Consider the following 19,115-nt stretch of genomic DNA (forward strand, 5'->3'; position numbering starts at 1 on the left):
GGGGGCATCTAATGTCTGGACCAGTCACAATGGCTTTAGGGCCTTTCATGTTTCGTTCGCATGGCTTTGGGTATACCGATGTCAGCCGCAAACTGGACACCACATGGGCCGAAATCGAAACTGCAGGGCGTTTGAATGCCCTGCAGTGGACGGGTCCGCGTTCTGAAGTTGTCACAATTAACGGCGTTTTATTCCCGGCTGAATGGGGCGGAGCGGGCACTTTGGAAGGGGTACGCTTGGCGGCAAAGAATGGCATCCCGCTGATGCTTGTTTCTTTGGGGGGCAAGGTATTCGGAAGTCACGCAATTCAGAAAATTGACGAAGACCGCGCCTATCATGACCGATTTGGTGCGCCCGGCCGCAATGCTTACTCCATAGAAGTCAGGCGCATTGGGTCGGGCTTTTCGCTGCTTTCATTATTAGGAGTGATTTGATGCCAACCACTCATGTTACATCCACGAATGATGCCTTGGACCTAATTTGTGCGCGTCATTACGGTCGCCAAGCTGGCGCGGTCGAACAGGTCTTGGATGCCAACCCCGACATCGCGGCTGTGGCGCATCGTCTGCCAGTGGGATTGTCAATTGTGCTGCCTGACATCACGGCCAATGGGCAAGGTCAGCAATTGGTGAAGTTGTGGGACTGATGACGCATCCAAAGGTTTTGGTGGACATTGACGGTGCCCCTGTATCCGGGCTGTTCTTTGAGCGCTTGATTAGTCTTAATATTATCGACCGTGAAGGTATCCAGTCAGACACCTTGGAACTGGTGTTCAATGATGATGCGCCGCATTTTGCCAGCCCGCGACGCGGTGCTGTCGCAAGTGTCACTATTCCGTCTGGCGATGGTGGCGGGTTTGTTGGCGCATTTGTTATCGACCGAGTTGTCCGCAAGTGTCTGCCTTACACGATCACCGTAAAGGGCCATTCAGCTGACTTGCGTTCAGAGATGAAGACGAGCAAGTCACGTCATTGGGATGATGTGTCAGTGAGGGATATTGTCACCGAAATAGCTGGTGAATATGGCTTGCTGCCTAAAATTGCAGATGCTGTTTCGGGCCACGTGTATCCATGGATAGGGCAGCAAGACGAGTCGGACCTAAATTTTCTGGAACGGGTAGCCAAACGCCACGGTGCTTTGTTCACCATTAAAAACGGTGCGTTGCTTTGGTTGGCGCGTGGTGCGGGTAAGACCGCAGATGGCACTTCAATCCCGTCCGCAGTGATAACCTTGCCAGAAATCCTGCTGGGCACATGCCAGAATCCGGAAAGCGATGTGGATCGTTTTGGAAGGGTTAAAGCGTATTATCAGGATCGAGGCCGCGCCAAGCGCCAAGAAATCGCCGTCAATGGTGACCCTGAAGCGGATGGCGAACACGTCATTCGCACACCATTTGGATCAAAGGCAGAAGCCCAAGTTGCAGCTGAAGCTTTTGCGCGTGAAATGTTGCGCGGATTGGTGAAGACATCATGCGCCATCGTTGGGCGTCCTGCGTTGATGGCTGGCCAGCCAGTCAAGTATTCTGGGGTGCATCCGGACATCGATGCCCGCGAATTCATCATTGGGATGGTCAAACACACCTACACAAAGTCAGGCGGTCTGCGGACTTCATTTGAAGGCCAGCTGAAGGCGGAATGAACCGGCAAGTTTCGACAATGTGACCAGCCGCGAACGCGGCCAAAAAACTAAGAGGTGTGAAGTGCAAAGATTTGACGATTTATGGGCAACAATTGACGGGTTGTTCTGGCTGGCGCTTGGCGGCGGGGTGTTGGTCAAGCTGATGTTCAGCGAAAAACTAACCACCCGTCAGGTGATTATGACCGTTTGTTCTGGTGTGTTCTGTGCGGTATTCTTTTCCAAGCCGATCTTGGACTTTTTGAAGTTGGATGGTGAACATTTCGAATATGCAATTGTCGCTGTCTTGGCCCTGACTGGTGAACACCTTGTTCGCAGGGTTGTGCAGTTTTCAAGATCAGGAACGCTTGTGGATGTGAAGAAGGGATTGGGCAAATGAGGCGTTCATTTTTTTGGGAAGTGGGCATTGCGTTTTCTATCCTTGTTATCGGTGTTGCCGCAAACTTTGATGTGCGGCCAACCTATAAAGACCTTGAGGCGACTGTTCTTCAGGAACCGTTTTCGGATGGGCGGCGCGCGTTGCTTTATCGTTGGGATGGGGTGGTTTTACGAAATTGCACGGGCGCGCTTAGGCGAGAGGTCCGGCAGGGTGGTGAAACCTTCTATTTACCTGACAGAACTTTCACTTGGATACCTTCAGGGCGGTGGTCCGGAGAGGTGAGGCAGAATTTTGTTGTGGCCGTGGGGTTAGGCGACTTCGAGGGACGTTTGTCTAACGGTCTTGCCACGTATCATGTCACGCAAGTCAGCCACTGCAATCGCATTCAAGCTTGGTTTGGGTATGCCATTGAAGAAGCATATCCGCCTGTTTCCTTTTTGATTTCAAATCAATCCTAAAACACTGATGGAGACTGACATGACGGATGAAGCTGTTCAAAAATCGTTGAACGGACGGTTCACCTATGCAGGTGAAGAAGGCGATCACTGGCGCGTCCTTGCTGCTAATGGACCTGTTTCCGGCGATTGTGAGGATTACGCACTGACGCTCGTTTGGCTGTTGGAGGGGCAATCTATGTTGCGTTTCTGGTGGGCCTTGGTGAGCTTCAAATATGTGTTCTGGCACTGCCTTTCACCGCGCGGTGTTGGTCATTTGGTTGTCTGGTGTCGGGGTAGCGGCTGGACTGACAATATCCAGCGCAAAATGCTTACCAAACTGCCTGATGAATACCGCCTTCGGTTCCCCCATTTGTTCCCGTTGGTCGCGCTCAAGTTCCTTTTGCGGCCCTTACTTAGCCGGCTCTAACGCCGCCAGAAATTTTCAATAAGTCACGCAGACCCACCCGCCTTTTAGGCGGGTTTTTTTATGGAGAACCATCATGAAAATGACAATCAAAGAACGCCAAAAGCTATTGAAACGACACGGATTTTATCATGGCGGCATCGACGGCATAAAGGGGCCAAAGACCATTGCCGCAACCATCCGATTTAAGGAGTCCAGGGGATTGCGTCCGCGCGACTATGTTGGACCTGTCACAGCCTTGGCACTTCGTAAGGGCATCCAGCCAGCGGCGCAAAATCTTATGTCTGATGGTGCGTCAATCACAATGCCGACATGGTTGCGGTTGGCGTATAGCCATCTTGGGTTGCGCGAAATTCGGGGGCGTCATCACAACGCGGAAATACTTGGGTGGTGGGAGCGTCTTTCGCTGCCATTCAAAGATGATGAAACGCCATGGTGCGCGGGCTTTGTGAACGCAATGGTGCAGGTAGCTGGTCTGCCTATCGTGGGTAAGAACCGTGCGGCGGCTTTGGGTTGGCGTTGGAATGGGTATGGCACCCGCCTTGATGGTCCTGCGCTTGGGGCCATCATGTCGATGAAACGTCCGGGCAACCCCGGCAGCGGTCACATGACGTTTGTTGCTGGTCGCGACAAAAACGGCAACATCATGGGCCTTGGTGGAAATCAGGGCAATATGGTTTCAATCAACCCCTACAGTCCGACTGCGCGCGATGCTCAATACCATTGGCCAGAAGGCTCGTCGCCGCCTTCTGTGACAGGTTTGATGTCTCTGCCAGTTATCACGTCCGGTGGTGCCAAGCTGACAAACGAGGCGTGACATGCTGAAACTGTTTGGCAAATTTATCATAGGTGGCCGCTCGGGTAAGCGTGAACAGGCGTGGGCGGTCTTCCTGCTGTGGTGTGTCGCGTTTGGATGGTCAGCGTTCAAGGAAGCATCCGGCGTTCCCGTGGATGGCACGCAGGGCATCCTTGCGGCAACCGTTTGGGCTGCAATCGCAAACTTGGCCACGGCCCATGGGATTGAGGCGTTCAATACTCAATCAAGATGGGGAGCGGGCGAGTGATGACGATTGCTTTGGGATATGGTTGGCGGCTTCTGTCCAGCCGCATGGGCCTATGCATCATTCTGTGCGTGGCCCTTTGGGGCTGGCACGTCATTGATAAGTCACAAGCCATCACGGACGCGCGGAATGGCTATGTTCTGCAGGTCGAAATGGCAGCTGTGCAGGCTGAATTGGCTGAATTACGACGGCGCGCAGTGGTGGCAGATGATGCGAACCGCGTGTTGCAGGAAAAGGTGCAGGCGTCGACCGGGGAAGTCCTTCGATTTGCTGCCGAATTGGAGGCTTTTGAAAATGAAACTGACATCAACCCTGAAGGTGTTGTCGATGGTGACCTTCTGCGCCGCTTGCGATCAAACTGAAGCGCGACTGGATGCCGTGGGTGCTGAACGCGGCGCGCGCGCTGCCGAACGCATCTTGCCGCCTTTGCCTGAAGACTGCCGTGCCCTGTCGCGCGCTGGTGTTCAAGAGGGTGATCGGTTGGATGTTGCATTGTTGAAAATTGACCGCGCACTGACCCGGCAAAATATGCGCACCACGCGGTGCGCTGAATGGTTTGACCAGCTACGTGCGGGGCTGCAGTCATTGCCGTCTGAAGGGGTGGAATGACCGTCACGATTGCGTTTTACAAGGGGCAGGGCGTTTCTGTCCCTCAACGCCTTCAGGAAGGTTTAATCCGGAGCGTGACGCGCGGCATCTATTCGCATGTTGAAATGATTTCAGGGGATGCGCTGCATGACCATTTTGCTGTCTGTCTTTCTGCGTCTGGTCGTGATGGTGGGGTGCGTGAAAAGTGCATTCTGCTGAAACCGGAAAGTTGGGATCTAGTTTCGATGCGCATGGATGCTGAAGCACCCTGTCAATTCATCAGGGAACATTTGGGTGCGCGCTATGACTATGCTGGCCTGATACTTTCGCAGGTGTTGGCGCTTGGTCGGCACAATCCTGACAAATGGTTTTGCTCAGAAATCTGTGCTGCTGCATTGGGTCTTCCAAATCCGCAGCGCGTGTCACCGTAATTCTTGTTTGACGTGGTGACTTGGGTAAACAGGGATATGCGTGTGATCGGAGGAAAGCGTGGTCCACATATCTGACAAACTATTGATTTTATTGGTGCGGTTTAGGCCATTTCCGTATTCTAATCCGACCCTTTTTTGGCGTTGTCCGTTGTCATGTGACTGTCCATCAGTTTAGGAGTGTTTCGGTCGATCAGCTTTTGTCGGTTGCAACATATTTTTCCAATGTCATCGCATCTTCGTTTTCAGGATCCGTAGACAATGTATGCGAAGCGCCCGTCTGTCTTGCTATCTCGTCATTCCAGATTTTTAAGTTTCCAACAATCGCGGTGTAAATTGGGAAACCGAGTGTTGAGAATAGACCAATATGTGCGAAGACTGCATGCTTACCGTTATGTTTTCCAATCTGCAGCATAATAAAGTTATCGAACTTTTTGCTTGAGCTATTCTTGCCGCCGGAGCCGCCAACGTAATATCCGGGAAAAACAATCTCTTTTCCTAAAATGTAATCAACAGTTATGGGCTGAAAATTGTCTAAGCCATAGGTGGCTACGGCCATCCCATGGCCTATTTTGCAGGTCAGTTTTGAGAGCATTTCCAAGTTAAATTCCATCGGAGTTCCTACTTTCACTGCTCCATATTTCTTCGCAACTCGGTCCAAGATTTTTCGCATGTCTTTCTCGCTAAGTAGGGTCACCAATCCCTGTTTAACCACGGTTTGATAATCAGCGCCTTCGAGATATGTTGGGCCTCTTTTGTGGGACTGAAATGCTATCGAAAGTGGATAATCTTCGAGTCCGACTTGGACACGTCGCTTCATCCCGTTTCGGTATGTCAGCTCAATGGGCGCCGTATAAGTGCTCTTCTTTTTTGAGCGGTATTTTAGATGCTGCCGAACCATCCCAAACTGTTTCTGCATCACCGGCCCTTCAAATTTTTGAATTTCGCGGGCGCACGGTATACAGCTTGCTTTTTTCATCACTATATAACCATTCATTCCGCGCGGCAGGATATGTTCATCGGTCAGCTGTACGTCATTGGCTCTGCAGTATATGCACTCCCCAATTCCTTCATATTTTTGTTCTTGGATAAGGCCGCTTCCGATTGAGTCTGGTATCTTGATTTTAGCCATGCTCTTTGTCCTTCTTGTTTGTTAATTTATCCAACCACTTCCAACCATCATATTTGTCGCCTGTCTGTTTGATGTGGGTGTATCGCTGCAGTGAAGACCACGAGCGATGCCCGGACACGGCTGCAACCTGCGGAATCGTTTCACCGATTTCGAACAGGCGCGTGACACCTTCATGTCGAAGGTCGTGGAAGCGCAGGTCTTTAATTTCCAGAACTTTACATGCCCGTGTAAATGCAGCGCTGATGGTGTCGCTGTGATACGGGAACACCATCAGTTTCTTCTTTGGCATCGCTAGCGCGATGTTCATGGCGGGGGGCGGCAGGTCGCACCACACGTCATTGCCAACCTTGTCGCCGGGGTGTTTCATATCTTTGATGAACACCCTGCTGTGCGTCTGGTCCAATCCCTTCCACGCAACCCTTGTGATTTCTTCCTGCCGTCGTGTTGAAAATAGTGCGAACCCGACCACGCGATGCATCGGCAGTGAATTAGGGCGGCGGTGGTGCTTGTCTTCGAAGATGGTCAGCAGCGCATCCAGTTCGTCTAGGGTTGGGCGGCGGTCACGCTTCTTTGCTTTGCCAGTTATCCCAAGTCGATTGCAAACCACGAACGCATCTTTCATGGCTTGTTGATCAAGCGGGATGCCCCATGCGGGTCTGGCAATGGCAAAGATTGCCGCAAGGTGAGACATATAGTTTCCAACGGTGGCTGGTGTTCGCGTCGCGCCAAGTTCCCTTGCGAACTGTACAATGTCATGGCTTTCGATGTCTGCGCAGTATTTGTTTGCGATGTCGTATTCTCTAATTGACCGCAAAACTTGAGCTTTGGTTCTGCCTATTTCTTTGACACTTTCGGTAATGTAGAGGTCAATTGCGGCAGATAGTGTTTTGCCCTTGCTCTTGACGGCGGTCAGGTCAGAACCTGCAGCAGTGATTTCCTTCATCCTTTTAGCGTGCCAGTGCTTGGCAGCAGGGAGTCTATCGAAGGTGCGCGCTTCCCGATGCGCCCATTGTCCGTTTTTCCGAATGGCAATTTTGGCCACGTATGATATTGATCCGTCTTTACGAGTGCGCTTTTCAATTTGGGCCATGCTGGACAACTTAATTTGTTAAAATGGACAACTCGTGTTGTTCAGATAACATATAAAGAGCAAAAACAAGCTAAAATGTGCAATAATGTCAGAAGTGAAGCGGAAGCAGTCTTGAGTATTAAGTTAATTAAATCAGATATTTACAGGTCTGCAAGGCTATCCGTTGCACCTATGATGGACTGGACGGATCGTCACTGTCGGTATCTGCACCGCCAGATGAGCGCACATACGTTGCTATATACCGAGATGGTGACGTCGCCTGCATTGGTGCGTGGGCGTGCGTTGCATTTGTTGGATCATGACCCTTCCGAAAATCCCGTGGCATTGCAGTTGGGGGGATCTGACCCTGCTGAACTGGCAGAGGCGGCACGGATGGGCACGCAGGCCGGATATGACGAAATTAACCTGAATGTCGGGTGCCCTTCTGATCGGGTGCAGTCGGGTGCGTTTGGGGCCGTACTGATGAAGGACGCAGCCCTTGTGGCGCGCTGCGTCACTGCTATGCGGCGCGCTGTTGATATTGAGGTGACTGTAAAATGCCGGATCGGGGTGGATGATCAAAACCCCGAAGAGGTTCTTCCTGAATTCCTAAGCCGCATGGTGGGGGCAGGGGTTGAGCGTGTGTCGGTTCATGCCCGCAAGGCATGGCTGGACGGGTTAAGTCCGAAAGAAAACCGCGACATCCCGCCATTGGATTACCCATTGGTTCATCGCATGAAAGAACTGTTCCCCAATCTGCATATCTCGTTGAACGGTGGCGTAACCACGCTAGAGGCCGCTGAGGCGGCGCTAGACGGTGGGCTAGATGGAGTGATGATCGGCCGCGCTGCCTATCACCAGCCAAGCGAAATTCTCTGCCAGGCCGACCGCCGGATTTTTGGCAAAGGCACCGACACAACGCCTGAGGAAATAATCCTCGCGATGATGCCCTATATCGAGGCGCATCTGGAAACGGGCGGTAAGCTTGCGTCGGTGACGCGCCACATGCTGGGCCTCTTTGCCGGACGCCCTGGTGCCCGTATTTGGCGGCGTGTTCTCTCGGAAGGAGGACACAGAGCTGAAGCAGGAACCGCCCTAGTCCATGAGGCGTTAGAACAGGCAATGACCCAAAGCGCACTGGCAAGCCAAGCACGCGCAGTGTAGCAAAGACCAAACCTTCAGGAGCGATGCGATGCCAGAAACTCTTTTGTTGATCCAAATGGCCGTGCTGTTGCTGGTAATTGGGGCCTTTGCGGGTGTTCTTGCCGGATTGTTGGGCGTGGGCGGTGGTATCGTTCTTGTGCCTGCGTTTTTCTATGCATTCCAGACGCTCGGATACGGCGGTGACCAATTGATGCAGATGTGTTTGGCCACTTCTTTGGCTACAATCATTGTCACGTCAGTGCGGTCCGTCATGTCACACAACAAAAAGGGCGCGGTCGATTGGGATATCCTCAAATCATGGGCTCCGGGGATCGTTATTGGAGCGATTGTTGGGATGTTTGTGGTCTCAGGGCTACGCTCGTCGACGCTGCAGGCCATCTTTGGTGTGCTTGCCTTGATTGTCGGGCTTTATATGGGATTTGGCCGTGCTGAATGGCGTCTGGGACAGGCAATGCCGCGCGGCATAACACGCGGGGCGTTGTCGCCTGCTGTTGGATTTCTATCGGTTCTGATGGGCATTGGCGGTGGCAGCTTTGGCGTGCCACTGATGAGCCTTTATAACACGCCCATTCACCGCGCGGTTGCCACTGCGGCGGGTTTTGGTGTTGTGATTGCCGTGCCGTCTGTCATCGGCTTTTTGTTTGTTACGCTTGATCCTGCTACGCGGCCACCGCTGACCATTGGGGCGGTAAATTTGGTGGCGTTTGTGTTGGTCATTGCAATGACCTTGATCACAGCCCCCATTGGCGCGCGTTTGGCGCATGCGATGGATCCAAAGCCGCTCAAACGTGTATTTGCTGTCTTTTTGGTTTTGGTCGCCGTGAATATGCTGCGCAAGGCGTTGTTGGGTTGACCGGGCCTGACGGATTTGAAGTATTCGACTTTGATCCGCGCACGGCCGTATGGGCTGAGGCCGCTTTAAATGTTGCCCGCATGGTCGCTGCTGACCCCGACATGCGGGCGGCAGACAATTTGCGCCACAACAAAACGTGGTTTGTCGGGGTTGATGCGCTCCCCAATGCGGAGGACGGCAGCATAAATGGTGTGCCGCTTTTAGGGCCGTGGAAACGTCATATCCCTGATCTACCGCTTCATCCTGCGCAATTGTCGATTGTCTATGAAGGGTATCCAAAGCAGGATACCAACGAGAGCGATGCAAACCACCGCTACCGCCTAAACCGCGCTGCAGCGCATGTGGATGGGCTGCTTCCGGTTGGGCCAAACAAGCGGCGGTTTGCGCAAGAGTTCCATGCGTATATCCTTTCATTGCCACTGAATGATGTGCCTCATTCGCCCACTGTTGTCTGGCGGGGGAGCCAGCGCATTATGCAAGCCGCGTTGCGGGGTGTTCTTGAAGGGCATGATCCTGAAAACATAGACATCACAGATGTTTATCAGGCCGCACGCAGGCAGGTGTTTGAAGAGTGTGAGCAAGTTTCGTTGGTTTTAAAACCGGGCGAGTCAGCATTACTGCACTCGTTTGTCCTGCATGGCACCCAGCCGTGGGGACATGCACCAGACCCCACACATGAAGGTCGAATGATCGCATTTTTGCGACCCGAATGTGCTGGTGGATGTGCCGAATGGCTGGCAACGCCGTAAAAGGTGCCCGACTATTGGGTCACCTAAAGGCTGTAGCTGTTTCGCCTCGGCATACAATTATCTTACACTTGCCTTATTGTTGCCGCAGGCTTTTTGCATAAACTACCTACACGCACCCGCAAGAGGGGCAGTTTTGAGCGCGAGGCAGGATATGCAACAGATCATCACAGGACCATTCGGACGGTTAGCATTTTACGATCCCGAAGCAGTAATAGATACGCAATTTCCTGCGTTTAACCCACCAAGTTGTGAGTTCGCGCGCGGAGATGTTTTTCAGGCAGCAAATGTTTCACATGCCCCGAATGTGATTCCGTTGCCCCGTCAATACCGTCGCAACGCTGCTATGGCGATGTTTGGCAGCCCGACAAAACGCGAACAATAACGCCTTAAGGTTTGCGCGCCAGCCGTGCGGCCCGTCCGCCGCGCCGCTTGGTGAATGCACCTGCGCGGGATGGGATATCTGCCATCACCTCGCTGCGTTCCTCCGCGCTCATGCGTGACCATGCCCCAATTTCATCGATTGTGCGCAAGCAGCCCGTACACAGCCGGCTTTCAGGATGCACAACACATATCTTGATACAGGGGCTTTCGACTTCGGCACGTTTCCAGACTTTGTCACTCATCGCTTAGTCCCCCTGTGTCGCGCGCAATACGCGCAATCGGTCCAACACACCTTGAAGAATATAGCTGGCTGCAACGTGATCGATCACCTCTGCGCGACGTTTGCGAGACGTATCCGCCTCTAATAGCGCGCGCTCGGCAGCCACAGTGGACAGACGTTCATCCCAATACCCAATCGGCAGATCGGGGTGCAAGCGGCTAAGGTTGCGCGCAAACGCCCGTGTCGATTGACACCGGGGCCCCTCAGAGCCGTCCATATTGTAGGGCAGGCCAAGGATCAATCCGCCAATGTTTCGGTTTGACATGATTTCGGCCAGCCGCGCAGCATCAACGCCAAACTTTTTGCGCCGCACAGTCTCCAATGGACTTGCTACAGACAGAAAGCTATCGGTTACCGCTACGCCAATTGTCTTTTCGCCCAGATCAAGCCCGATCAGCGCTCGCATTTCGGGCAAGGCGGCGGCGTAGTCTTCGATGTTCTCATGTATCAATCGATTATTCCTGCCTTGCGGCCTGCTGCGTTGATCAGTTCTAGCGCATCTTTGTCGGCTGCGAAAACCTCGATTGCATTGGTGTGGATCGCTTGCGCACGTTCCCATTCGCCCAAAACGCCTAAGGATGCTATCAGGCGTGCCCAATCGCGGGCAGGGCCACCTTCATCGGCGAGCCGTTGTGATAGGCCGCTGACCATGCCGCCGATCATTTCCATACGCTCAGCTGGCGTCATATCTTGCGCGTTTTCAATGTCTTCCGAATTTGGACCACGACCGGAAGCATCGCCAATCTCTGGGATAGCATAGCGCACGCCCGCCAGTTCGGCCAACTCTTCGATTTGCTCCAAGATTGGCGGTATCCACGGGGCGTCTTCGGGGCCTGCGCGCAGCAAAGCATCCCAGATGCGAAAGGCCTGATCTGGGCGTCCGGTTTGGGCCAGCATCAGACCAACATAATAACGTGCAACGCCATTTGATGGATCACCGTTGAGTACAGCGCGTAGGCTCATTTCGGCCTCAGGGGAGACGTAGCCGCCTGCAGACAGCACCTGCAACTCACCCAAATCAGCTAACTCCTGCGGTGTGGCAGTTTCACCTTTCAGCTTTAGCAAGCGTACCTGAGCGTCCTTAGCGGCTAAGAAATTGCCGATACGGCGTTCCTGCTGCGCAAGAAGCGCGTGACCTTGGGCATCATCTGGCCGTTTCGCCACAGCACTGCGCAATTGCCCCAATAGTTCTTTGTACCGGCCATCTATATTTTCGGGATCAACAAACGTGGGCAGGGATGCTTCGGCCACGGATTGTTCAGGACGGGAAATGCGCACTTCCTCAGCGAATGCGATGCGGTCCTTGAGGCCCATATCACCATATCCAGGTGCACCAAGCCACCAATAGGCGGCTGTGCTGCCCAGAAGGCCGACAGCAATGATAATCAATGCAATGCTAGTTGGCGCTGCATTGGTAGTGGCAGTTTCATTTGCTTGCGCTTTGTCTGCGGCGATTAGGCGGCGGGCGATTTCTGCATGCACACGCTCTGCATCCGCTTTTGCAATGACACCACGCGCGACATCACGGTCAACCTCACCCAATTGAGCGCGGTATACTTCGACATCCGATGCCGCACGTGATCCTATATCGCGGTGGCCCCCCCGCACAACAGCACGAGCCAATACAGCACCAACCATCAGCGTGATCGCAACAGCTACAAACCAGAAACTCAGCATCAAGACGATCCTCCTTGTTATGATGGGTGTAGTACGGCCAGACGCGCTGCAAAAGAGGGCAATGGGGCATCCGCGACGAATAGACCTGCCATAAGTGTCGCTCCTGGTGGCACATGTCGCAAAATTGATAAAGAATGCCGCGCAGAGTATCCTCTTTTCGGGAAACTCCCCCATGAAGACCACAACGGGTTACATTAAGCCCGAATCCATTCCTTATCTGCGTCAGGGACCTCAGCGATGAAAAAATACTCCGTATTTGCCGTGGCACGCGAAGCAATGCGTCACCACACTGGCTGGACCCGCGCATGGCGCGATGCGGCCCCAAAGAAACGTTATGACGCAATTATCGTCGGGGCGGGCGGCCATGGCCTCGCGACAGCGTATTATTTGGGCAAGAACTTCGGCATAACCAATGTCGCCATCTTGGAAAAAGGGTGGCTGGGCGGCGGCAACACGGGCCGCAACACAACCATCATTCGATCCAACTATTTGCAAGATCCATCCGCTGCAATCTACGAAAAATCGCGTTCCTTGTATGAAACGATGTCACAAGATCTCAACTATAATGTGATGTTTTCCCCACGTGGGGTTATCATGCTTGCACAAACCGAACATGAAGTGCGTGGATACAAGAGAACAGCACATGCCAACATGTTGCAGGGGGTCCCAACTGAATTCATCAGCCCTGAGAAGGTCAAACAGCTGGTTCCGATCATCAATCTGGCTGGTCCGCGCTATCCTGTACTGGGTGGCCTGTGGCAGGCACGCGGCGGCACAGCGCGCCACGATGCGGTTGCATGGGGTTACGCGCGCGCCTGCTCTGATATGGGCATGGACGTGATCCAGCGCTGCGAAGTGACGGGCATTCAGTCTGAGGGTGGCAAAGTCACTGGCGTGAACACCACACGCGGCGATATTTCATGTGACAAGCTGGGTATGGTTGTTGCTGGCCACTCCGGTCACCTCGCCGAAATGGCGGGCTTCCGTCTTCCCATCGAATCTGTGGCCCTTCAGGCGCTTGTGTCTGAACCAATCAAACCCTGCATGGATGTGGTTGTAATGGCTAACACAGTTCACGGCTACATGAGCCAGTCTGACAAGGGTGAAATGGTTATTGGCGGCGGCACCGACGGCTATAACAATTACACCCAGCGCGGCAGTTTTCACCACATCGAGGAAACCGTGCGCGCATTGGTCGAGACCTTCCCGATGGTGAGCCGGCTCAAGATGCTGCGCCAATGGGGCGGTATTGTGGATGTTACAGGCGACCGTTCTCCGATCCTCAGTAAAACACCTGTTGATGGTATCTTTATTAACTGTGGTTGGGGTACGGGCGGGTTCAAAGCGATCCCAGGCTCCGGTTGGGCCATGGCCGAGCTGATGGCCAAGGGCCGCTCCCCGTTGACTGACGCATTTGGCCTAGAACGCTTTACCGAAGGCCGCTTTATTGATGAAAGCGTTGCCGCAGGAGTGGCACATTGAAGGTCCGCGGCCTGAACCACATCACACTCGCTACCCGTGATTTGCAGCGCGCGATCCCGTTTTACCGCGATACACTTGGTCTAGTGCTTGCGCATGAATGGCCGCAGGGCGCGTATTTCACAGCTGGTGATCTGTGGTTCTGTTTGTCTCTGGATGAGCGGGCGCAACCTTCTGATAGTTATACTCACTTTGCGTTTGATGTGGATCCAAGTGATTTTGACATATTGTCCCAACACGTGAGAAATAGCGGCGTGCAGATTTGGAAAGAGAACCGATCTGAGGGTGCGTCGTTGTATTTTTGCGATCCCGACGGAAACCGGCTTGAGCTTCATGTAGGCTCCCTGACGACGCGTCTTGACGCTATGAAAAAGGAACTGGCTCTATGCTAATTGTATCGTGCCCTTGCTGCGGTGTGACCGCAGAAGAAACCGAATTCCACGCCCACGGGGAGGCGCATATCACGCGCCACACGGTTGGCAGCAGCGATGACCAGATGGAAACCTATCTGTTTATGCGCAAAAACCCCAAAGGTGTGCACTTTGAACGGTGGCGTCACCAGAATGGCTGCGGCAAGTGGTTCCATATGGCGCGCTGTACGATGACCCTTGAGGTGTTCGGCACTTATAGTGCGCAAACCTATGATCCCCCAGAGGAACTGCTGGTTCAAATCGACGTAAAGCGTCCTGGATGGCGGGGTAACGCGTGATGTTGTTTCCTGTATCTGACCTTTTCCCGCACTCAACTTTCGCGATGGAGCCACAATCATGAGCACCCGTCTCGCCACAGGCGGCCGCCTGTTGAACAAATCCAAAGCTGTAAAGTTTCGCTTTAACGGCAAACACATGGACGGCTATGAGGGCGACACGCTGGCCTCCGCACTTCTGGCGAATGACCAGATGTTGGTGGGCCGCTCGTTCAAATATCACCGTCCGCGCGGCATTGTTGCAGCTGGCCCAGAAGAGCCAAACGGCCTTGTGAACCTAGGTGAAGAGGGTAAGTTTGAGCCGAACGCCCGTGTGACCACAACCGAGCTGTTTGACGGCCTCACCGCGCAAAGCCAGAACCATTGGCCCAGCCTTGAGTTCGACGTAGGCGCGATTAACAAGCACCTTGGCCGCTTTTTGCCTGCTGGTTTTTACTACAAAATGTTCATCCACCCGCGTCCCCTGTGGAAGCACGTGTATGAGCCGATCATCCGCCACTCGGCTGGTTTGGGGCGCGCACCCAAGACGCGTGACGATGACAGCTATGAGCATTTCTATTCCTTCTGCGATGTTCTGGTTGTGGGGGGCGGCGTTGCTGGCCTAGAGGCTGCGCGCGCGGCTGCATTGTCCGGCGCACGTGTGATGCTGATTGAGCAAACAGCCCATTGGGGTGGCCGCACGCCTGTTGATGGCGGCGAGATCAATGGCAAAACAGCCCAAGATTGGATCAACGCCACATTGGCCGAGCTGCAAGGCATGGAGAACGTGACACTGCGCACCCGCATGATGGGTGCAGGCGTATACGACCACGGCTATGTGCTGGGTTACGAACAACTGACAGATCACGCCCCTGAAAAAGCGGGCCCACGCCATCGTTTGTGGCGCATTCGCGCGAAACACATCATCACAGCGACAGGCGCAATCGAGCGCCCGCTCAGCTTTGCTGGGAACGACATTCCGGGTGTGATGCTAGCCGCGTCGATGCGCGACTATGTTGTGAACTTTGGCGTATCTGCCGGGGACCGCACGGTTGTAGTCACCAATAACGATGACGCCTACCTGACAGCGATTGCGCTAAAGCATGCAGGGCTAGACGTGCCAGCCATTCTGGATGCACGTGTTCAGTCACAAGACAGTGACGTAATGGTGCAGGCCAAAGCGTTGGGCATCCGCGTCTTGATGGGACACGGTATTTCATCGGTCAAAGGCGGCAAGCGCGTCACCAGCGTAGAGATCTGTGCACAAGCGGGCGAGGGTGCTGTGCTTGAGGAGATCAACTGTGATGCAGTTGCGATGTCTGGCGGCTGGTCTCCGGTTGTTCACCTGTGGTCTCATTGCGGTGGCAAGCTGACATGGGACACAACAAACGCGTGCTTCATTCCAGATCCTGATAACGCTCCAAAAGGCGCAGACGGCGGGCAATTTGTCTCAACAGCAGGGGCGGCCTCGGGCACGTTCCTTTTGGATGATTTGCTGAATGACGCATTTGCGGCAGCCGACGGCGTGTTGCGGTGTATCGGAACAAAACTGCCCAAAGGCACAGCGGCCTCCAAGGGCGAGCGCCGTGAAGAAGCGCCGATGGCTCCGGTCTGGTTGATGCCCCAAGGTGCCAGCGTAAAGCTGCGCGAAAAGGCATGGCTCGACTATCAAAACGACGTAAAGGTTTCTGACGTACGCCTTGCCGCACAAGAGGGCTTTGTGTCGGTAGAACATGCCAAGCGCTATACAACTTTAGGCATGGCTACTGATCAAGGTAAGTTGAGCAATATCAACGGTCTTGCGACGTTAGCTAAAGCGATGGGTGAGGACATTCCTGCGGTTGGTACAACCACGTTCCGCCCGCCATATCACCCGATCTCAATGGCCTCGATTGGTGGCGAAGCACGGGATGCGGCGTTCCAACCCATCCGCCGTACACCGATGTATGACTGGCATGATAACAACGGTGCTGAGTGGGAACCTGTTGGCCAGTGGCGTCGCCCTTATGCGTACCGCCAGGGCGAGGAAAGCACCCATGACGCCGTTATGCGTGAGGTTACCAATACCCGCGAAAAGATGGGCCTGCTGGATGCCTCAACACTCGGCAAGCTGATCGTCAAAGGGCCGGACGCGGGCAAGTTCCTTGATATGCTCTACACCAACATGATGAGCACCCTAAAGCAGGGTAAATGCCGTTACGGCCTGATGTGTAACGACAACGGATTCCTGATTGATGACGGTGTTGTTGCGCGCATCGATGAAGACACTTGGCTGTGCCACACAACCACAGGCGGCGCTGAAACCATTCACGCCCACATGGAAGAATGGCTGCAGACCGAATGGTGGGACATGAAGGTTTATGTCGCCAACGTCACCGAACAATACGCGCAAATCGCCGTTGTTGGCCCCAACGCCCGCAAGGCGCTGGAAAAGCTAGGTGGCATGGATGTCTCCAAAGAGGCGCTTGCCTTTATGGAGTGGGCGGACGGCGAGATTGGCGGCTTTAAGGTGCGCGTCTACCGGATTTCCTTCTCGGGGGAGCTATCTTACGAAATTGCAGTTGATGCGAACCACGGGCAGGCGTTCTGGGACGCGCTGATGGAAGCTGGCGCTGATCTGGGTGTGATGCCTTATGGCACGGAGTGTTTGCACATTCTGCGCGCTGAAAAGGGCTTTATCATGATCGGCGACGAAAGTGATGGCACCGTAATCCCGCAAGACCTTAATTTGCATTGGGCTCTGTCCAAGAAGAAAGAGGACTATCTGGGCAAGCGCTCGCAACAGCGCTCGCATATGGCTGATCCTAACCGTTGGAAGCTGGTTGGCTTGGAAACCACTGATGGTTCCGTGCTGCCGGACGGTGCGTATGCTGTGGGCGAGGGCAAAAATGAAAACGGTCAGCGCAACATGATTGGGCGCGTGACCTCTAGCTATCATTCGCCGACTTTGGGCAAAGGTATCGCGATGGGGCTGGTCCATAACGGACCCGACCGCATGGGCGACGTGCTTGAGTTCCCGGGAACGGACGGAAAAACCTATAACGCGCGGATCGTTGATCCGGTGTTCTACGATAAAGAAGGGGCGAAGCAGAATGTCTGATCCAGTATCCGCTTTGAATAACGCCAATTTTGACAGTGGCATCGCCACGGTCACAGAATTGGGCGCGGTTGGCATGATCACCTTGCGTGGTGATCTGTCTGCAAAATCCTTGCAAAAAGCCGTAGTGGCCGTCGCAGGGGTGAGCATGCCCGATCAACGCACATGCGTGACACAGGACGCGGGTGGGATGGCTTGGATGTCCTCCGATGAGCTGTTGATCATGTGCGACTACACGGATGCAGCTAGTAAGCTGACAGAGCTGCAGGGCAAGTTAGCTAAAGAGCACGCGCTGGCGGTGAACGTGTCTGATGCGCGCGCTGTGTTTGAGGTGCGCGGACCCAACGCACGCGAAGTGATGGCAAAACTGGCACCTGTTGATCTGGCGCCTGCCCAGTTCACGCCAGGTATGTTCCGCCGGACGCGCATCGCGCAGGTCGCGGCAGCGTTCTGGATGCCACAAGAGGGAGTATTCCATGTGGTTTGCTTCCGCTCGGTCGCGCAATACGTCTTTGACGTCCTTAGCGGTGCGGCACAGTCCGGATCAGAAGTAGACCTGAATTGGGACGTCGCGAAACGCGGATAATTATCTTCGCGTAGGGGTTGTGAGTTCTGGGTTGGTTTGCCATGTTGAGATATCTCAACATGGAAGTATTATCGTGAAGTCATTGTTCCTGAGCGCAATTTTGGCGCTATCCCCAATCGCAGCTGCGGCTGAGTCCTATGAATGTACAACTGAGAGTTACGGAAGCGGCGGCTGGGTTTCAAATGTGATGATTCTAGGTGTTGACCGAGAGAAAAACGTTGGATCTGCATTTGATTTCGCTATTCAAGAAGTCCACAAGGCGCCAATTCCTGTAAAGTTCAAGAAATGGTCCGATAACAGGTTTCAGTTCAATTGGACCGTGAAGGGCATTCAGACGAGCAACAGCGGCAGCTCAATTATCAGCTACAAGGTTACATTGCGTCCGAATAGCGGAAAATTCACGCTGAGTGGGCGACTTCATGGTTCTGATAATGTGATCAGTGGTTCAGGCACCTGCGAGATGATCAAGTGATGAATATCGAAAAAAAGGGCTTGAAATTGAAGTTTTGTGCGCTTGCCCTTGCAGCACTAATAAGTACGCCTGCGATGGGAGCTGGCGTTTTGTATGAGTGCGATCTGAATAGTAAACGGGCTAACGGGTGGGTATCTCAAAAAATGGCCTTTGTCTTTGAGGACAGTGGAGCTGTTAAGGTTATAGACAGTGTTTTGCTTAATTTCGAAATCGGACCTATGAACGCGCGTGCGCGCACATCGGGGGATGTCTCGCGATTGACTTGGAATATCGCGGGAGCGACCGATAGTGTGGGCCAGCGGGTCCCTACATTCAGCTACACAGCAAAATTGAATCTGAAGACGCTAGGTTTGTCCGTCTTGGCAAAGCCTGTAGGCTACCCACAACGTTTTACGGGCAAAGGCAGTTGTGTAAAGCGCAATAATGCTAAGGGCTTTCCCAAAAGCCTGAGGTGAACAATATAGGCCCCTCAAGGTTGTCGCAAAACTCACGGTTATTTTCTGCCCCCGAGCCTCAGGTTGCAGTGCGGGCGTTGACGG

General features: G+C 53.7%; 27 protein-coding genes. 22 read left to right on the top strand and 5 right to left on the bottom strand.

Going from position 1 to position 19,115, the window contains the following annotated elements; all coding sequences use genetic code 11:
- Window positions 1–11 precede the first annotated feature (11 nt).
- The 11 genes from V7775_RS08410 to V7775_RS08460 all read left to right on the top strand — a co-directional run bounded on the left by V7775_RS08410 (window position 12) and on the right by V7775_RS08460 (window position 4,955).
- Window positions 12–434, top strand: a complete 423-nt coding sequence (locus V7775_RS08410; protein WP_335751438.1) for a phage tail protein — start codon at window positions 12–14, stop codon at window positions 432–434.
- Complete coding sequence (locus tag V7775_RS08415; protein ID WP_335751439.1) at window positions 434–646, top strand: tail protein X; 213 nt, start codon at window positions 434–436, stop codon at window positions 644–646. The genes V7775_RS08410 and V7775_RS08415 overlap by 1 nt, the downstream gene beginning before the upstream one ends.
- A complete protein-coding gene (locus tag V7775_RS08420; RefSeq protein ID WP_335751440.1) occupies window positions 646–1,638 on the top strand; it encodes a phage late control D family protein in 993 nt (330 codons plus the stop codon). The genes V7775_RS08415 and V7775_RS08420 overlap by 1 nt, the downstream gene beginning before the upstream one ends.
- Before the next feature lie 61 nt (window positions 1,639–1,699).
- Window positions 1,700–2,014, top strand: coding sequence for a hypothetical protein (locus tag V7775_RS08425; protein WP_335751441.1), 315 nt, complete (start codon window positions 1,700–1,702; stop codon window positions 2,012–2,014).
- Window positions 2,011–2,472: a hypothetical protein gene (locus V7775_RS08430; RefSeq protein ID WP_335751442.1), complete on the top strand. Its 462-nt coding sequence runs from the start codon at window positions 2,011–2,013 to the stop codon at window positions 2,470–2,472. Before V7775_RS08425 ends, V7775_RS08430 begins: the two co-directional genes overlap by 4 nt.
- Before the next feature lie 19 nt (window positions 2,473–2,491).
- Window positions 2,492–2,878: a hypothetical protein gene (locus tag V7775_RS08435; protein WP_335751443.1), complete on the top strand. Its 387-nt coding sequence runs from the start codon at window positions 2,492–2,494 to the stop codon at window positions 2,876–2,878.
- 73 nt (window positions 2,879–2,951) lie between these two features.
- Complete coding sequence (locus tag V7775_RS08440) at window positions 2,952–3,692, top strand: NlpC/P60 family protein (protein ID WP_335751444.1); 741 nt, start codon at window positions 2,952–2,954, stop codon at window positions 3,690–3,692.
- A gap of 1 nt (window position 3,693) precedes the next feature.
- On the top strand, window positions 3,694–3,939 hold the full coding sequence (locus V7775_RS08445; RefSeq protein ID WP_335751445.1) for a hypothetical protein: 246 nt from the start codon (window positions 3,694–3,696) through the stop codon (window positions 3,937–3,939).
- Entirely contained in the window at window positions 3,936–4,298 is a 363-nt protein-coding gene (locus V7775_RS08450; protein WP_335751446.1) for a hypothetical protein, read from the top strand. Before V7775_RS08445 ends, V7775_RS08450 begins: the two co-directional genes overlap by 4 nt.
- Window positions 4,264–4,545 (top strand): hypothetical protein, encoded by a 282-nt coding sequence (locus V7775_RS08455; RefSeq protein ID WP_335751447.1) that lies wholly within the window; start codon window positions 4,264–4,266, stop codon window positions 4,543–4,545. Before V7775_RS08450 ends, V7775_RS08455 begins: the two co-directional genes overlap by 35 nt.
- Window positions 4,542–4,955 carry a hypothetical protein gene (locus tag V7775_RS08460; RefSeq protein WP_335751448.1) on the top strand — a complete coding sequence of 138 codons (414 nt, stop codon included), beginning with the start codon at window positions 4,542–4,544 and terminating at the stop codon, window positions 4,953–4,955. The genes V7775_RS08455 and V7775_RS08460 overlap by 4 nt, the downstream gene beginning before the upstream one ends.
- A gap of 190 nt (window positions 4,956–5,145) precedes the next feature.
- On the opposite strand, the gene V7775_RS08465 is transcribed toward V7775_RS08460, so the two are convergent.
- Both V7775_RS08465 and V7775_RS08470 read right to left on the bottom strand, forming a co-directional pair.
- A complete protein-coding gene (locus V7775_RS08465) occupies window positions 5,146–6,084 on the bottom strand; it encodes a hypothetical protein (RefSeq protein WP_335751449.1) in 939 nt (312 codons plus the stop codon).
- Complete coding sequence (locus V7775_RS08470; protein WP_335751450.1) at window positions 6,077–7,174, bottom strand: tyrosine-type recombinase/integrase; 1,098 nt, start codon at window positions 7,172–7,174, stop codon at window positions 6,077–6,079. The genes V7775_RS08465 and V7775_RS08470 overlap by 8 nt, the downstream gene beginning before the upstream one ends.
- Window positions 7,175–7,345: 171 nt before the next feature.
- Between V7775_RS08470 and dusA the strand changes: the two genes are divergently transcribed.
- From dusA to V7775_RS08490, 4 genes are all read left to right on the top strand, one after another.
- Window positions 7,346–8,317, top strand: a complete 972-nt coding sequence (gene dusA, locus V7775_RS08475) for a tRNA dihydrouridine(20/20a) synthase DusA (RefSeq protein ID WP_443070101.1) — start codon at window positions 7,346–7,348, stop codon at window positions 8,315–8,317.
- Between the two features lie 28 nt (window positions 8,318–8,345).
- Window positions 8,346–9,170 (top strand): sulfite exporter TauE/SafE family protein, encoded by an 825-nt coding sequence (locus V7775_RS08480; RefSeq protein WP_335751452.1) that lies wholly within the window; start codon window positions 8,346–8,348, stop codon window positions 9,168–9,170.
- A complete protein-coding gene (locus V7775_RS08485) occupies window positions 9,167–9,919 on the top strand; it encodes a hypothetical protein (RefSeq protein ID WP_335751453.1) in 753 nt (250 codons plus the stop codon). The genes V7775_RS08480 and V7775_RS08485 overlap by 4 nt, the downstream gene beginning before the upstream one ends.
- A 151-nt stretch (window positions 9,920–10,070) precedes the next feature.
- A complete protein-coding gene (locus tag V7775_RS08490; protein ID WP_335751454.1) occupies window positions 10,071–10,301 on the top strand; it encodes a hypothetical protein in 231 nt (76 codons plus the stop codon).
- Window positions 10,302–10,305: 4 nt separating this feature from the next.
- On the opposite strand, the gene V7775_RS08495 is transcribed toward V7775_RS08490, so the two are convergent.
- From V7775_RS08495 to ccmI, 3 genes are read right to left on the bottom strand one after another with little or no spacing between them, the layout of a single operon-like run.
- A complete protein-coding gene (locus V7775_RS08495; protein WP_335751455.1) occupies window positions 10,306–10,542 on the bottom strand; it encodes a DUF1289 domain-containing protein in 237 nt (78 codons plus the stop codon).
- 3 nt (window positions 10,543–10,545) lie between these two features.
- Window positions 10,546–11,031 carry a Holliday junction resolvase RuvX gene (ruvX, locus tag V7775_RS08500; RefSeq protein ID WP_335751456.1) on the bottom strand — a complete coding sequence of 162 codons (486 nt, stop codon included), beginning with the start codon at window positions 11,029–11,031 and terminating at the stop codon, window positions 10,546–10,548.
- On the bottom strand, window positions 11,028–12,257 hold the full coding sequence (gene ccmI / locus V7775_RS08505; protein ID WP_335751457.1) for a c-type cytochrome biogenesis protein CcmI: 1,230 nt from the start codon (window positions 12,255–12,257) through the stop codon (window positions 11,028–11,030). Before ccmI ends, ruvX begins: the two co-directional genes overlap by 4 nt.
- Window positions 12,258–12,494: 237 nt before the next feature.
- Here ccmI and V7775_RS08510 point away from each other — a divergent pair, with 237 nt between their 5' ends.
- The 7 genes from V7775_RS08510 (at window position 12,495) to V7775_RS08540 (ending at window position 19,031) form a co-directional block, all read left to right on the top strand.
- Entirely contained in the window at window positions 12,495–13,739 is a 1,245-nt protein-coding gene (locus tag V7775_RS08510) for a sarcosine oxidase subunit beta family protein (protein WP_335751458.1), read from the top strand.
- Window positions 13,736–14,128 carry a VOC family protein gene (locus tag V7775_RS08515; RefSeq protein ID WP_335751459.1) on the top strand — a complete coding sequence of 131 codons (393 nt, stop codon included), beginning with the start codon at window positions 13,736–13,738 and terminating at the stop codon, window positions 14,126–14,128. Before V7775_RS08510 ends, V7775_RS08515 begins: the two co-directional genes overlap by 4 nt.
- Window positions 14,122–14,445, top strand: coding sequence for a sarcosine oxidase subunit delta (locus V7775_RS08520; protein ID WP_335751460.1), 324 nt, complete (start codon window positions 14,122–14,124; stop codon window positions 14,443–14,445). The genes V7775_RS08515 and V7775_RS08520 overlap by 7 nt, the downstream gene beginning before the upstream one ends.
- Window positions 14,446–14,503: 58 nt before the next feature.
- On the top strand, window positions 14,504–17,521 hold the full coding sequence (locus V7775_RS08525; protein WP_335751461.1) for a sarcosine oxidase subunit alpha family protein: 3,018 nt from the start codon (window positions 14,504–14,506) through the stop codon (window positions 17,519–17,521).
- Window positions 17,514–18,104: a sarcosine oxidase subunit gamma gene (locus V7775_RS08530; protein ID WP_335751462.1), complete on the top strand. Its 591-nt coding sequence runs from the start codon at window positions 17,514–17,516 to the stop codon at window positions 18,102–18,104. The genes V7775_RS08525 and V7775_RS08530 overlap by 8 nt, the downstream gene beginning before the upstream one ends.
- 73 nt (window positions 18,105–18,177) lie before the next feature.
- Window positions 18,178–18,576: a hypothetical protein gene (locus tag V7775_RS08535; protein ID WP_335751463.1), complete on the top strand. Its 399-nt coding sequence runs from the start codon at window positions 18,178–18,180 to the stop codon at window positions 18,574–18,576.
- Window positions 18,576–19,031 (top strand): hypothetical protein, encoded by a 456-nt coding sequence (locus V7775_RS08540; RefSeq protein ID WP_335751464.1) that lies wholly within the window; start codon window positions 18,576–18,578, stop codon window positions 19,029–19,031. The genes V7775_RS08535 and V7775_RS08540 overlap by 1 nt, the downstream gene beginning before the upstream one ends.
- The last annotated feature ends 84 nt before the right edge of the window (window positions 19,032–19,115 follow it).

This window comes from Sulfitobacter sp., assembly GCF_036960155.1.
Lineage (GTDB): Bacteria > Pseudomonadota > Alphaproteobacteria > Rhodobacterales > Rhodobacteraceae > Sulfitobacter.